The sequence below is a fragment of the Streptomyces sp. NBC_01431 genome (assembly GCF_036231355.1).
Lineage (GTDB): Bacteria > Actinomycetota > Actinomycetes > Streptomycetales > Streptomycetaceae > Streptomyces.
Window position 1 is genome coordinate 8,001,538 of the sequence record NZ_CP109496.1, and the last position, 13,296, is coordinate 8,014,833.

The following is a 13,296-nucleotide window of genomic DNA, read 5'->3' on the forward strand; positions in this document are numbered from 1 at the left end:
CAGTCCCCTCAAAGGGGCCACACCCGAGTCCTATGGCTGGGAGGCGTGGAGGAGTTGGAGGCCGAGGGGGGAGCAGTGGTGGAGGACGGCCTTGCCGTCGCGTCGGGAGGTGATGAGTCCTGCTGCGCGCATTGTGGTGGCGTGTTCGGAGGCGCTGGCTTCGCTCATGCCCAGGTCGCGGGCGAGTTCTCGCGTGGTGCGGGGCCGGGTCAGGAGCGTGAGGGTGGCTGCGCGGGTGCGGCCGAGGAGGGCTGCCACCGGGCTGCCGTCGTTGTCCTCGGTGAGCAGGGGCCAGGGGGTGGGGACCGGGTAGACCAGCAGGGTCGACCCGTCGGGGTGGTCGCCGACCAAGGGTCTGCCGGCCCAGATCGGTGAGGGCAGCAGCGTCAGGCCCCGGCCGCCCAGCAGGAGGTCGGTTGTGGCGGGCACGTCGATCTCCAGCACGGCTCCCGCCCAGCGTGATCCAGGGTACAGGCCCGCGAGCATCTCCCGCAGTCCTGCGGTGGCCATGGTGTGGGTGCGCCAAGCCACGTCGGCGGCGTGGCAGTTCGCGATACGCGGCCCGCACTCCTCGCTGGCCAGCGCGGCGTGGGTCTGGCGCAGGTTGCGGGTCAGGTCGCGCCAGGTGTCGCGGTCGTGCTCCAGCAGGTGACGCATCCCGGTGGTGAACCGCTTCGAGGTGTGGGTGACCCGCCCCAACTCCTCCTGGACGAAGGAGCCGGGCGTGGTGGCGACCAGTTCCAGTCCTTCATCAAGGGTGGTGGTGATCGGGTCCAGGAACAGCGGCCCGGCCCCACTTGCCGGGATCAGCTCCAACAGCTGCCGTGTCCCCGCCGGCAGCCTCCGCGCCGCGCTGGCGCGCCACCGCTGCATCCGGGGGTCGTTGCGCTGCAGCATCGCCAGTCCCAGCCCTACCTCCATCAAGGGCACGGGTGCGGTGACGAAGCGGGTCCGTAACAGATCGTCGGTGGTGAAATGCAGGCGCAGCACGCGGCTTCACCGATCCTTTCGGGCAGCGCCGAAACCCTGGACCCGCCCGGTCGACTGGCCCGAACCTAGTCACGCCAGCCACCGCTGCCAAGGCCGCCGTGGCCGGGGCCCAGCCTCGGCCGGCAGCCTCCGGCGGGCCCTCCTGGAGGGACCGCGAGGTTCGGATGGAAGCCGGACAACCGCCGTGTCGCGGATCGCACGCAGCGATCGTGAACGGGAACACCGATGGGGGACACACCATGAGATTCCGCAGAACGTTAGTGACCACCCTCACGAGCCTCGTGCCGGCGACAGGCGCCCTGGCGGCGACCGGCGCCACCGCCCAGGCCGCCAAGGTCAGGAGAATGCCGCCCATTGGGATTCTTCCTGGTCAACGCCTGGCGCTTCGTCAACGATCTGGCTGGCGCTGCAGCACCCCGGCTCCGCAGGGCCCGGAGGGACTGCAACGCTTCCGTCTCACCGGAAGCTGCCGGCGCATCCCTTTGGACCGGCGTCAGGCTCTGCGGCTGGCTCAACTTCAACGACCGGCAGGTCGATTGCAGGAGGCAACTATGAGGTTCAGGCTCGGACGCCGCGCCGCGACGGCCGCGGCAGTCGCGGCGCTCACCTGCAGTGGACTGGGGATAGCGGCGGGCCAGGCGTCTGCGGCGGGGAACACGGACATCTCCCTCTACGGATACCACGGGGTGGGCGTCTACGAGGACCCCTCGGCCAGCTTCAAGGTGGGGATACCGGACCTGACCGCTCCGGCTTACGTCTCTTCCGACTGCTGGCGCCCTGGCCAGTACATCGGTAACGACGGGGACGTGTGGTACCACGTTTACCAGGAGCATTACAGCAACGGTCAGGTGCAGTACAACTACGGCTACGTTTACGCGCCGTACGTCGACAACAGCGACGCCTTCCGCAGGGGAGATGTTCCTCGGTGCCCATGGGGGTAGCAACGTACGCCCAGACGTGATCCCTGAACAAGCGCTGGCCACAACTGCGGTGACATCCGCATCCAGATCCGGGCCTCACGGAATTGACTATCGCGCGGCCTCTGCACCTGAATGTGGCGGGGCCGTGCCCGCCTATCCGATGGGTAGGCGGGCACGGCCGCCTCGTAGCATCAGGGAGGCGCCACGCGAGCCACGGTGGTCGACTGCCCTGCCCGTTGCCGGGGTGATCAGGCCGGCAACGGCACGTCTGGACAAAGTATCCGGAACTGCGAGTTCCGTCACTGGCGTAGGTGCCAGCCACTCGCCCCGGACATCCGCAACCCCAACGGTCTACACCCGGTCGAGTCCGAGCCTGGCGCGCTGCGCGAGTTGCTGTTCGGTCAGCCGGTCGCGGCGCATCTTCTGGTTGGAGATCCATACTCCGAGGCGCACGTCGTGGTCCTGGTGGTGAGCGACGCGCAAGGTAAGTATGTACTCGGGGGTTCGCGACGTTCACCGTGGCCATGACCTGGAGGCGCTGCGTTGACGCTCGTGCGTGACGACACCGTGCACATCAACCCCCGCTCCCCGTCCGGCGCTTGGCCCCGGGGCTCGGTCTTTGTCGACATCGTGTCGCTGGTCTTCGGTCGGGAGAGCCGTAGGGCCGAGTTGGAGTCGGTGATCCGGCCGCCCGAGGGCGGCCTGGGACGGCTGTGTCCGAGGCGGGCCCGCTGCTCGGTGGTGGCGGAAAGAACCTCCGACGCCCGCAGTCGTGAATGGGGTCCGTGGCGAGAACAAGCCTGGTCGCGAAATCCTCCGTCGTGCGCACCGTCGCCGAACGTGACTCATCGTCTCGCAGCGAGCGGAGTGGAAACGCAGGGAATCCGAGATTCTGCAAATAACCTTCCGTTGTCCAACACGGTAAACCGGGCACCGGTGGAGTCCGGTGCTCTTCAACACGCGATACGTGAACGCCGCGATACCCAGCTGCGCGAGGGTGGGTTCGACGTCCGCGATGGGGACGTGGCCCGCCGCCCGTTCGTTCGCCACCACATCAACATGGGCGGTACTCCGTCCAGCTCCCCGACCTGCCCGGGGGCTTGCGCCCGCTGCGTGAACCCGCAGGCCACCGACGAGGAGTGACGCCCGGGGGCGTCCGATGAGCATCATCTCGCGCTGCTGCTCATGCTGAAGCCGTACCGGCGTATGGGGGCGCTTCCCAAAGCTTGCGGAGATCCCGGAGACGGTCGTGGACTGTGTGCGGCGGGCGGTGGAGCTGCCGGACGGGAAACTGCCAGTGCATGCGTCAGCGCGGCGGGCCAGGCAGCGCCGGGTCCTGGTCCGCCGGGGCACGGGGGGTTCGCTACGACAGGCCGTACGGGACTTTGGTGATGTCGTGGTCCGCGTCGGGCCCACCGGACTCCCGGCGGCCACGCAACGTTGCCGGCAGGGGGTTTCACGCGTAACGGGTGACGGCGCAGAACCGGGATGTGTGCACGAGGCCTGCGGCTGGGTCAGCCGACACGTGCTCTTCGCGATGCTCCGGGACGGTACCTTCTACGACCCCCAACCCGCCCCATCAGCTTGACGACCCCATAGGGGCACCCCCCTTCGAGCCAGGTGCACACCGACTCCTGTGTACCGGGTCGTCGTCGCTCACCGGCATGTGCAGCTCAGGAAACGGACGTGTGGCGGCCGGCTCAGGAGACGGGCGTGGGGCCCTGCATGTGCTCGCTGATCCACTGGATCAGTCCGGCGGACTCCATGTTGGGCACGTAGGTCGCGGCGTTGTGCTTGCCGCCCTGGATGACGTTCAGCTTGGTGTGTATGGGGCCCTTCGTGTAGGACTTCACGAAGTCCTCGATGGGTGGCATGGCCGCGGTCTCCTTGGTGCCGACCTCGAAGGCAAGGTAGACGTCAGGGTGCCCGGACTTGATCAGCTTCGGGGCGAGCACCTTGGGGTTGTTCTCGGCCTTCTCCTGGTCGTGCCCCTTCCACAGGCGGGAGTCCGGGACTATGTCCGGGCCCGCCGCGATGACGGCTTTGAAGCGGTCGGGCTTCTGCAGCACGGACTTGAGGCCCGCGAAGCCGCCGGTGGAGGCGCCCATGAAGGCCCAGCCGTCGCGGGAGCTGACCGTGCGGAAGTTCTCCTTGACCAGGTCGGGCACGTCCTCGGTCAGCCAGGTGCCCATCTTCGGCTGGCCGGGGATGTCACTGCCGTCCCAGTACTGGCCTAGCCTGGGGTCCTTGGGGTCCCGGTCGTGGTCCTCGGGGTTGAGCACCGGCATGACCACGATGAACGGCAGGCTCTTGCCCGCCTTGGACCACTTGGAGATGCTCGCCTCCAGCTTGAGGTCGGGCCCCATCCAGTAGTTGTTCGGGTACCCGGAGCCGCCGGGCAGCGCGATCAGCACGGGGAAACCGCTCCTCGCGTACTGCGGGTCCTTGTACTGCGGCGGCACCCAGACCCACACCTTGCCCTTGAACCCGGACTTCTTGCCCTCGTACGTCGTGACGGCGATCTTGCTGCCGTCCTCCGGGACGGTGCCGGAGACGGTGAAATCGGCCTTCGGGCCCGTCGGCATGGACGCCTTGGAACTGCTTGTACCGCTCCGTTCGCCGCCCTGCTTGTCGTCCTGGCCGAAGCTGATCGCGTCGCCCTTGTCGGAGAAGACCTCGAAGTAGTTGAGCACGGGCCACGAGGCAAGGCCGAGTACCGCCACGACGGCGGCTATGAGGACCCAGCGCTTGGTACGGTGGCCGAGCCGGCGGCCCTGAGCGGGCCTGGCCACGGTGTCGGGGGGTGTCATCGTCTGTGCTCCACGTGGTGCTCGTGACTGGGGGCAGGGCGGTCCGTCCGGCCTGTTCCTGGCGGTGACCAGCCCTGAAGGGCAACGGGAACAGATATTTCAGAGCCCGATAAGAGTTCTCTAAGAGCCCGGGCCGCGGGGCCGCCCGGTCCCAGTTACGACCTCAACGGAATGACAAGCTGCGTCCCTGGTCGACTCGGGCTGCGCATAACCCCTTGCGGGTGGTGAGACGTCCTCCCACCATTGCCCCATGACTAGCGCGTGGATGGGTGTCGAAGCCGCGGACGGGTTTCCCCACGAGGCATTCGAGGGGGCGTACCACGACGCTGTCGTGCGCACACCGGGGATCTACTCCGCTGATCTTCAGGCGGGTGCAGACACTACCGAGGTCAAGACCCAGATCGCCACTGCGCTCCATGCGGTGGTGTGTACCGCCACCGCCGGGCGCGCGGGACGGCCCTGGAACTGACCGACCTGGTGAACCTTTCGAGGGAGGAGCGCCTGAGGGACTGGCATTTCACCACCCAGACCCGCCTCTTCGAGTTCTTCGTCTCCCTCCACTCCACCTTCGAAAGCTCCTTCTACGGGCGCTACTTCGCTGCTTCCCGCCTTGACCGGCAGCGCTTCACCTTCGCTGATGATCCAGAGAGGTACCAGCGCCTCACGGGGAAGTCGACGACCGAGGCATTTCAGGCGGCATGGCCAAGCGACGTGCTCGCGAGGGCGATCGGACCTGAGGTCCGACTCCTTCTACGAGCGACTGGGCAAGGTCCGAAACCGCCTGGCACACCGGATCGCGCCGGGGTTCGAGCACAGGATCACTCTGTCCGCCGGAGTGGAGGTAACAAGCGGCGGATCACGCACGGACGGACAGGAATGCGAGAGTTACGAACTTGCGTGGCTGGGTGAACCACTCGCCACGATGGTGCCTTCGACCTTGGCACAGGCAGAGGAGAAGCTCGGTGCTTGTGGAGCACGGCTGCAACCTTCTTCGCTTCACGGCAATGATGACGAGCTGACCGAGCGCTGGAAGGCCGCACGCCAGGACGGCGCACCGCCAGGCCAGCTTCGGCATTGGAGTTCGCGGGTGTGCCGATCACGAGGGCTGTGCGTCTACCGTGGCTCGTAGATTTCTGGGAGGCGTTGATGGGTGTCGTTGAGGGCAAGCATCGTTCTCCGATCGGGGACGACGGGCATCAGCCGAACCGGCCTGTACCGCCGCCACCGCCTCCGGCGCCCGCGCCGGACAAGAAGTAGACCGCGGTGTCCGTCGTTCAGGCCGACGTGCCTGCCCTCACCGACCGGCTGCTCGCCGACATCGCCGATCAGTTGGGACGGCCCGTGCCGGCCCGGTACGCAGCCGCGCTGCGGGCGGTGCCGCGGCATCTGTTCCTCCCGGACCGTCTGTGGCTGCGTGACGGAACGGGCGGCTACCGGCCCTGCGACAGGAACACTGATCCGGACGACTGGTGGACGGCCGCGTACACCGACACACCGCTCGTCACCCAGTTCACCGACCATGCCCCGTCATCGTCCGCATCCATGCCGTCGATGGTGCTGCGCACCCTGCTGCTCGCCGATGCCCCGCGCACGGCCAGGACGAAACCGGGAGCGGTGCTCGAGCTGGGTACCGGCACGGGCTTCAATGCCGCGTTACTGTGCGCCTTGTACGGGCAGGACCATGTCACCACGGTCGAGCTGGACCCGGTACTGGCCGACGAGGCCGAGGTGAACCTGAAGACCGCCGGGCACGTGCCGGCTGTGGTCACTGGTGATGCGAGCGTCCGTCTGCCTGGCCGAGCCCTGTTCGACCTGATGGTGGCTACGTTCTCCACCGATCATGTGCCCGACCTGTGGAGGGAGCGCTGTCGGCCTGGTGGGCAGATCGTGACACCGTGGTTCTCCGACTGGTGCGTGTACGGCACTCTCGCCCTCGCCACCACTGCAGGCCATGGAGCAGAGGGCCGCTTCCATCCGTTCGGCTCCTACATGCCCGTGCGTACCTCGACATCCGTGCCCGCCTCCAACGTGCCATCAGAGAAGGGCAGTTCGCCATCAGGTGTGCGGTCAACGTCCAGTCTGTCGCCGTGGGCGGTGGCTGGCGGGGACCTGGACGCCGAGTTCCACCTCGGCCTCACCGTGCCCCGGGTGTCGTTCGCCTGGGACAGCACCGGCGAGCATGCCGCGATCCGCTTGTGGCTGCACGGAGCCGACGGCGTCTCGGTTGCGACGGTCGACTACGACGGCCATCAGTCCGAGGAGTTCGCGGTTGTCCAGGAGGGACCGCGTCAGCTGTGGGACGAGACCACGGCTGCGTACGCGCGTTGGGAGCGGCTCGGGCGGCCGCCAGTCGACCGCCACGGACTGACCGTCCTTGAGGACGGCGTTCATCAGGTGTGGATCGACGCCCCGGAAGCCCTCCTCACAAGGTACTGAGATGCGAGGCGCTGCGGGCCGCTCGCCGGCCTTGATGGGTGAGCCGGTGTCATGCTGATGCCGCGGCTGGTGACAGCCCGGTGAGGATTGCCTGCGATCTCTCGGTTTCGGGGCAGGGGTGTGAGAGACAGTAGGTTGTGGTGTGTTGATGCTGGGCGGGGGCTGTTTCGGGACGTGGGGTCACTGTCATGGACGGGAGAGGTCGGTGTGGGATCGCTGTCCTGGGCGTTTGTCGCAGCTGGGGTGATGCCTCAGTTTCGTGATCGGGCGTCATGGATCCAGTGGAACGCCTGTTGCGCCTTGCTCGGGCCTTTTCCGTTGGGTGTGGCTCCTCTGAACGTGGGCGTTGAGGCTGGTGGCGGCCCTGGCAGTAGGTCGCTGCCTGTGTCTGAAGCGTTCGGGACGTTCAGCCGGGTTGGCGGGCCGGCCGCAGTGGACATCCTGTTCCGACGCGCTCGGCGAGTTCGGCCCTCAGGGCCGTGAGTTCGGCCATGCGCGCGTCGACGACGTGGATCTTTTCCTCGAACAGGGCGGACAACGCTTCGGCGGTATCGGGCGCTTCGCGGAGTGCGTCGCCGGTGCGCGCGATCTCCGCCAGCGAGAACCCGAGCGTCTGTGCCGTACGGACGTAGTGCAGCCATGCCACGGTCTCGGCTGGGAAGTCGCGGTATCCGTTGGCCAGTCGCTGACCGGAGACCAGGCCGATCTTCTCGTAGAACCGGATGGTGTCTTTACTCGTCCCCGCCTGAGCGGCCAGCTCTCCGATGCGCACGGCTTCCCCCTCGTCGAGATCTTGGGCTTGACCTTGGACCGTACTCCACTGTTTAGCGTGAGGTGTCGCTGTTTACGGGACAGACAGGAGCCTCACCGTGATCCGTCGTTTCGCCCCCGCACGCCCCGCCTATCTTCGTGTCGTGCGTGCGAACGCCTGGTACGACCTCGTCGTCACGGCGGGATTCGCCACGCCGTGGACGCTCGCCCTGGTACATGACGTGCTGTCCTGGGCGGGTGACTCCCTTGGGCTGGGCGTCACGCCCGAACTCGACCTGATGCAGACCCTGTACGCGAACCTGATGGGTTCGGTCGTGGTCATCTGGGCCACCCTGCGAGTGGTCAGGCCGCTGGCGGTGCACGGACTGTTCGACGGCGTTGCGCGCACGTTGTTCGCGACATGGATGGCATACGCCCTGGCCCATGGCGCCCCGCGGTGGCTGTGGCTGTTCTTCGTGGTCGAGGCGGCGCTCGCCGTCGTCGAGCTCGGGCCGTGGCTGCTGCACCGCACCCCCTGGCCGGGGGGCGGCCGCCCCGGCACTGCCGATGACCACCTCCTGGGCGCCGCAGGTCGCTGACGGCCAGCCGGGGCGGTCCGGTGAGCGGGCTCTGCTCGGGTCCGCCTGTCTCCACCGTGGTGGCGAAGAAGGCCCCACGGCATCCCAGTTCGCACCGCCCGCAACGGCGCGTTGGCCGCTCTCGCTGCTGATCGCCCCAGCCCGATCCTCGCGGAAGTGACCGGGATGCACCGTCACACCGCACTCCGCTGGGTCGCCTACGCCAGACGCGACTGGGCCGAGTACCTCGCAGCCCGGGCGGCAGATGACTCGCCATTGAGGCGGTTGCCCAAATGATGTTGCGTCTGTCCGGCGTGTCCTGGAGCCTCTCAGGCTGGAGGTGGTCTCCGTGACCGACATCAGGGTCTCCCTGTCCGTGCGCGATCTCACCCACGAGGACCTGCCCTCGTGCGACTGGTCGGGCTCCGCCATGCACGTGAGGCAGATTGCCGAGCAGTTGCGGCGGGCCGAGGTCGGCGAGGTCGACTACCTGGCTGTTTGCGGACCCGCAGACGTGCCGGTGGCGATCGGCGGCGTCGACTACATGCTCAAGAGTGGTGCCGGCACGCTCTGGCAGCTCGGTGTCCATCCAGCGCTTCAGTCGTGCGGCATAGGCACCTTGCTGATCAGCTCCGCAGAGGCCCGAATCACAGCCCGTGGTCTGGCGGTGGCCGAACTGGGCGTGGAGGAGAGCAACCCCAGAGCCCGAGCTCTCTACGAGCGATTGGGCTACCGGCCCTACGGCCGCGAGCTGGACTCCTGGGACGTGGAGACTGAAGAGGGTTCGATCAAGCGGTACCAAACCATGTGCACGTTGATGCGCAAGGACCTCGCATAGCCAGGGTCGCCAGCAAACCGAGCGGACATCGGAAGTTGCAGCAGCGAAGCAACGGCACGGAAGACGGGGAATAGCGCACGGTCGGAATAACCCCCTCCCGCCAGTAGTGCAGAGCCTGCGGGCCGGATGCTGTCCCGACTCCGAGCCCTGCCATTGCCGAAAATTTCATCCGCCCTGGTGGGAGTGGGTGTACCGGGTGTCGCGGATGGTCGACCGTGGTTGCTCGAGTCAGCGCTCTCGCGCGGTTGGAGGGCACTGCGGATGATGATCAACCGTGCTGCTGCGACTGGCTTACCTGGGTGTGGCGAACGCGTTCGCGGTGCTGCCTGCTGCCGATGAGCAACCGGGACAAAGACGCGGAGATCCTGGCCCTGCGCCACCGGATCACCGTGCTGGAACGCCAACTCGGCAACAACAGGCCGCGGTTCGCTGCGAGCGACAGGGCGTTCCTGGCCGTGCTGCTGCACCGTCTGCCCTCGGACGTGCTGCGCAGGCTGTGGCTGCTGGTGCGACCGGACACGGTACTGCGCTGGCAGCGCGGCCTCGTCGCACGCCGCCATGCTGCCGCCCTCCCGTCCGAAGAGCCCGGGACGACCCCGCACGATCAACTCCGTCAGGGCCTTGGTGGAGCGCTTGGCAAGGGAGAACCCCAGCTGGGGATATCGCAGGATCCACGGCGAGCTGCTCGTCCTGGGCGTGAAGGTCGCCGCGTCCACAGTTTGGGAGATCTTGAAAGAGGCCGGGATCGACCCTGCACCCGAGCGCGGCTCCAGCACGTGGGCGGACTTCCTGCGCTCCCAGGCCGACGCGCTGCTGGCCTGCGACTTCTTCGAGGCAGTCACCCTGTCCGGGACGCGGACATACGTGTTCGCGGTGATCGAACACGCCAATGGACGGATCCGGATCCTCGGCACCGCCACCCATCCGACCGCGACGTGGGTGGCGCAGACCGCGAAGAATCTCGTCATGGACCTCGAAGACGCCGGCTGCCGGGCACGGTTCCTGATCCGTGACCGCGACGGGAAATTCCCCAGCCTCTTTGACGCCATCCTCAACGACGCCGGCATCGAGGTCGTACTCAGCGGCGTCCGGATACCGCGAATGAACTCCATCATGGAACGGCGGGTACAGACCTGTCGCCGCGAGCTCCTGGACCGCACCCTCATCTGGAACCAGCGCCACCTCCTCCACGCCCTGCGCGAGTTCGGACAGTTCTACAACTCCCACCGACCGCATCAGGGCATCGCCAACACCCGCCCACTACACCCGTTCCCCGCGCCGATCACCGATCCGGGACAGATCACCCACCTCGACATACGAAGACGCGAGCGCCTCGGCGGCATCCTCCATGAGTACGAACATGCCGCCTGACGTGCGCGGATGAGATTCTCGGCAAGGGCAGGTCCCGGTGCAGGGTGACCGCGCTGGGTGGGAAGGCGACGAAGACCGGGCTGGTGCGGTCCTCGGTGGTCGTGATCGCGGGCCCGCCGTCGACGTGGACGGTGTGCCCCCGGGTCTCTTCCCGGTAAGGCTGAGGCCGCCAAGTGGGCGATGTCGTCGGTGCGCGGGTGGCGGGCGATGTCGGAGGGGCGCCTTCCTGGACGATGCGGCCGTCCTCATGGCGACGAGGTGGTCGGCCAGAACCATGGCGTCCAGCAGGTCGTGGGTGACGAGCACGGCGACCGCTTCGAAGGCGGCCAGATGGTGGCGGAGCTTGGCCCGGCTGCCCAGGCGGGTGCGGGCGTCGTGTGGCTCGTCGAGGAGCAGTAGCCGGGGCCGGGTGGCCAGCGCGCGGGGGAGGGCGACGCGCTGGGCCTGGCCGCCCGAGAGACGGCGGGGTTTGGCGGAGGCGTGTTCGGCGAGGCCCGTGCGGTCCAGCCAGGCTGCGGCCTGGGTGCGGGCCTCCGCCTTGCTCATGCCGCGGCAGCGGGGTCCGAAGGCCACGCTGTCCAGCGCGGACAGGTGGGGAAGGAGCAGATAGTCCTGGAAGATGACGCCGACCGGGCGGGACTCCCGGTGGCGTACGGTCCAACTTGGCACCGTACAGGTGGAGTTGGTCGTCAGCGAGCGGGAGGAGTCCGGCGAGGGCGCGCAGGGCGGTGGTCTTGCCGGCGCCGTTCGGGCCGAGGAGCGCGACCACGTCGCCGGGCGTCGCCGTAAGCGCCACGTCGAGACGGAAGGCGCCGTGCTCGACCACCAGCCGGGTGTCAGGCCCCTCGCCGGCCGGACCGGGAGCGTCGACGGCGACCGCGCGGGCTTCTGGGTGTCGGTCATGAGGCGGTCATCCAGCGGTCCCGCAGTCGCGCCAGGACCTCGACCGACACGGCCAGCAGCACCAGGCTGAGAGCGATCGCCGCCTCCGGATCGTTCTGCAGGGCGAGGTAGACGACCAGCGGCATGGTCTGGGTGCGGCCGGGGAAGTTGCCGGCGAAAGTGATCGCCGCGCCGAACTCGCCGAGCGCGCGGGTCCAGGCGGGCACGGCGCCGGCCGCGATGCGGGGGGCGGTGAGCGGCAGGGTGACCCGCGGCCCAGCTCGTCGCGTTCGGCGGTCGGTTTCCCGCCGTCGACCAGGCGCCTCGCGGTGTCGACGCTGACGCCCAGTAAGGCGGCCGCTTCCCCCATCCGGCAGGTACGCATACGCCGACGATACTGCCGCAGATGCGAGGGAAAAACCTCCTATGGCTTTGCATGAGCCGAAGCATTCATCTATTGGCATGGCATGTGCGTTTGTACGTGATGAGTGTTCGGGTACGGTCCCCCCGGAGGTGGTAGTCCGTGAGTCAGTCCCTCGTAGTTGCCGGTATGGCCGGCGGTCAGGTGGCGGAACTCGTCATCACCGGCGACCTGGCCCATCCGGCCAGGCTGACGGTTCCCGACCTTCTCATCTGGCCCCAGTACGAGGCACAGGTCGCCTTCGAGTGCGCCACCAGCGGCATCCAGCGCCACCGCTTCACCGGCCCGCTCCTGCACGACGTTCTCCAGGACGCCGGTCCTGCCTTCGATCCCGTCCGCCGCAAGGACCGGCTGCGCTTCCTGATCGCCGTACGCGGTGCGGACGGCCACCACGCGCTGCTGTCCTGGGCGGAGATCGACCCGGACTTCGGCCGCGCCCCCGTCCTGCTCTCGGTCACCCTCGACGACACCCCGCTCGACAGGGTCGGCCCTCAGCTGGTGCTGCCCCAGGACCGCTGCGGGGCACGGCACATCAGTGGCATCGACGCGATACGAGTGGACGGCGGCTACCCCGCGATGACCGGCGCCTGGTGAGTTCGGTCCAGGCCGCCCACGTCCTGGTCCTGGAGCACGCACCGCAGGAGAGCCGGTACGTCATCGCTAGGGCGCTGGAGAGCGCCGGGCAGAAGGTGCGGGTATGCCGGACGTGGGCAGGGGACCATATTCCGGACACGCTCGCCGACGTGGTCGCCCTAGTGGTCATGGGCGGCCCGATGACGGCGTACGCGGACTTTCCGGGCCGCATGCGGGAACTGGCGCTGCTGCGGGCGGCGCTGGAGGCCGATGTGCCGGTGCTCGGGGTCTGCCTGGGCGCGCAACTGCTGGCGGTAGCCGCGGGTGCAGCGGCCCGTCGCGGGATCGGAGCGCAGATCGGCTGGGGAGCGGTGGGCATGAACCCGGCCGCAAACACCGACCCGCTCTTCGCCGGCGTGCCCGAACGACTCCGCGTGCTCCACTGGCACGCCGACGCCACGGACCTGCCGTCCGGCGCCACCTTGCTGGCATCCTGCGACCGCTATCCGGTCCAGGCGTTCCGGATCGGCGGCTCGGCCTGGGGCCTGCAGTTCCACCTGGATGTGGACGAGACGGCCGTCGACGCGTTTGTCGCTGCGTGCCCGGACGAAGCGGCCATCGCCACAGACGTCGGCGAGTCCGCTCCTCCGGAACTGACCGCGTTTCGTACAGAGCTGACCGCGTTGGCCCGTCACCGTGACGACGTGTTCGCCCGCTTTGCCGGCCT

At 68.1% G+C, this 13,296-nt stretch carries 10 protein-coding genes and 5 pseudogenes; 9 read left to right on the forward strand and 6 right to left on the reverse strand.

From position 1 onward, the window contains the following. Nucleotides 1–30: 30 nt before the first annotated feature. Nucleotides 31–990: an ArsR/SmtB family transcription factor gene (locus tag OG522_RS36440; protein ID WP_329467297.1), complete on the reverse strand. Its 960-nt coding sequence runs from the start codon at nucleotides 988–990 to the stop codon at nucleotides 31–33. 551 nt (nucleotides 991–1,541) lie between these two features. Here OG522_RS36440 and OG522_RS36445 point away from each other — a divergent pair. Further along, nucleotides 1,542–1,931 (forward strand): hypothetical protein, encoded by a 390-nt coding sequence (locus tag OG522_RS36445; protein ID WP_329467298.1) that lies wholly within the window; start codon nucleotides 1,542–1,544, stop codon nucleotides 1,929–1,931. A gap of 330 nt (nucleotides 1,932–2,261) precedes the next feature. On the opposite strand, the gene OG522_RS36450 is transcribed toward OG522_RS36445, so the two are convergent. After that, a complete protein-coding gene (locus OG522_RS36450) occupies nucleotides 2,262–2,393 on the reverse strand; it encodes a helicase (protein WP_329467299.1) in 132 nt (43 codons plus the stop codon). Between the two features lie 463 nt (nucleotides 2,394–2,856). Between OG522_RS36450 and OG522_RS41360 the strand changes: the two are divergent. Beyond that, nucleotides 2,857–3,073: pseudogene (locus OG522_RS41360) on the forward strand (hypothetical protein); the annotation flags it as partial. A gap of 537 nt (nucleotides 3,074–3,610) precedes the next feature. Here OG522_RS41360 and OG522_RS36455 read toward each other — a convergent pair. Then, nucleotides 3,611–4,720, reverse strand: coding sequence for an alpha/beta hydrolase (locus OG522_RS36455; protein WP_329467300.1), 1,110 nt, complete (start codon nucleotides 4,718–4,720; stop codon nucleotides 3,611–3,613). A gap of 250 nt (nucleotides 4,721–4,970) precedes the next feature. On the opposite strand from OG522_RS36455, the gene OG522_RS36460 reads away from it, so the two are divergent. Both OG522_RS36460 and OG522_RS36465 read left to right on the forward strand, forming a co-directional pair. Continuing rightward, complete coding sequence (locus OG522_RS36460) at nucleotides 4,971–5,189, forward strand: hypothetical protein (RefSeq protein WP_329467301.1); 219 nt, start codon at nucleotides 4,971–4,973, stop codon at nucleotides 5,187–5,189. A 794-nt stretch (nucleotides 5,190–5,983) separates the two neighbouring features. After that, nucleotides 5,984–7,156 (forward strand): methyltransferase domain-containing protein, encoded by a 1,173-nt coding sequence (locus OG522_RS36465; RefSeq protein ID WP_329467302.1) that lies wholly within the window; start codon nucleotides 5,984–5,986, stop codon nucleotides 7,154–7,156. Nucleotides 7,157–7,562: 406 nt separating this feature from the next. Here the strand turns inward: OG522_RS36465 and OG522_RS36470 are convergent, their stop codons facing one another. Beyond that, nucleotides 7,563–7,928 carry a MerR family transcriptional regulator gene (locus OG522_RS36470; protein WP_329467303.1) on the reverse strand — a complete coding sequence of 122 codons (366 nt, stop codon included), beginning with the start codon at nucleotides 7,926–7,928 and terminating at the stop codon, nucleotides 7,563–7,565. Nucleotides 7,929–8,025: 97 nt separating this feature from the next. Here OG522_RS36470 and OG522_RS36475 point away from each other — a divergent pair, with 97 nt between their 5' ends. The 3 genes and pseudogenes from OG522_RS36475 (at nucleotide 8,026) to OG522_RS36485 (ending at nucleotide 10,693) form a co-directional block, all read left to right on the forward strand. After that, complete coding sequence (locus tag OG522_RS36475; RefSeq protein ID WP_443074800.1) at nucleotides 8,026–8,505, forward strand: hypothetical protein; 480 nt, start codon at nucleotides 8,026–8,028, stop codon at nucleotides 8,503–8,505. Between the two features lie 328 nt (nucleotides 8,506–8,833). Continuing rightward, on the forward strand, nucleotides 8,834–9,322 hold the full coding sequence (locus tag OG522_RS36480) for a GNAT family N-acetyltransferase (protein ID WP_329467305.1): 489 nt from the start codon (nucleotides 8,834–8,836) through the stop codon (nucleotides 9,320–9,322). A 274-nt stretch (nucleotides 9,323–9,596) separates the two neighbouring features. Next, nucleotides 9,597–10,693, forward strand: a pseudogene (locus OG522_RS36485) (integrase core domain-containing protein). A gap of 25 nt (nucleotides 10,694–10,718) precedes the next feature. Here OG522_RS36485 and OG522_RS36490 read toward each other — a convergent pair. Then, nucleotides 10,719–11,596: pseudogene (locus OG522_RS36490) on the reverse strand (ABC transporter ATP-binding protein); the annotation flags it as partial. Next, nucleotides 11,593–11,994: pseudogene (locus OG522_RS41365) on the reverse strand (molybdate ABC transporter permease subunit); the annotation flags it as partial. The pseudogenes OG522_RS41365 and OG522_RS36490, both read right to left, overlap by 4 nt. 104 nt (nucleotides 11,995–12,098) lie before the next feature. On the opposite strand from OG522_RS41365, the gene OG522_RS36505 reads away from it, so the two are divergent. After that, nucleotides 12,099–12,590, forward strand: a complete 492-nt coding sequence (locus OG522_RS36505; RefSeq protein WP_329467306.1) for a molybdopterin-dependent oxidoreductase — start codon at nucleotides 12,099–12,101, stop codon at nucleotides 12,588–12,590. A 95-nt stretch (nucleotides 12,591–12,685) separates the two neighbouring features. After that, a pseudogene (locus OG522_RS36510) lies at nucleotides 12,686–13,090 on the forward strand (type 1 glutamine amidotransferase); the annotation flags it as partial. Nucleotides 13,091–13,296: the final 206 nt, after the last annotated feature.

Excerpts from the sequence above, each read along its gene's own strand:
- OG522_RS36445 (WP_329467298.1), top strand. The coding sequence starts at position 1,542 with ATGAGGTTCAGGCTCGGACGCCGCGCCGCGACGGCCGCGGCAGTCGCG.
- OG522_RS36455 (WP_329467300.1), bottom strand. The coding sequence starts at position 4,720 with ATGACACCCCCCGACACCGTGGCCAGGCCCGCTCAGGGCCGCCGGCTC.
- OG522_RS36460 (WP_329467301.1), top strand. The coding sequence starts at position 4,971 with ATGACTAGCGCGTGGATGGGTGTCGAAGCCGCGGACGGGTTTCCCCAC.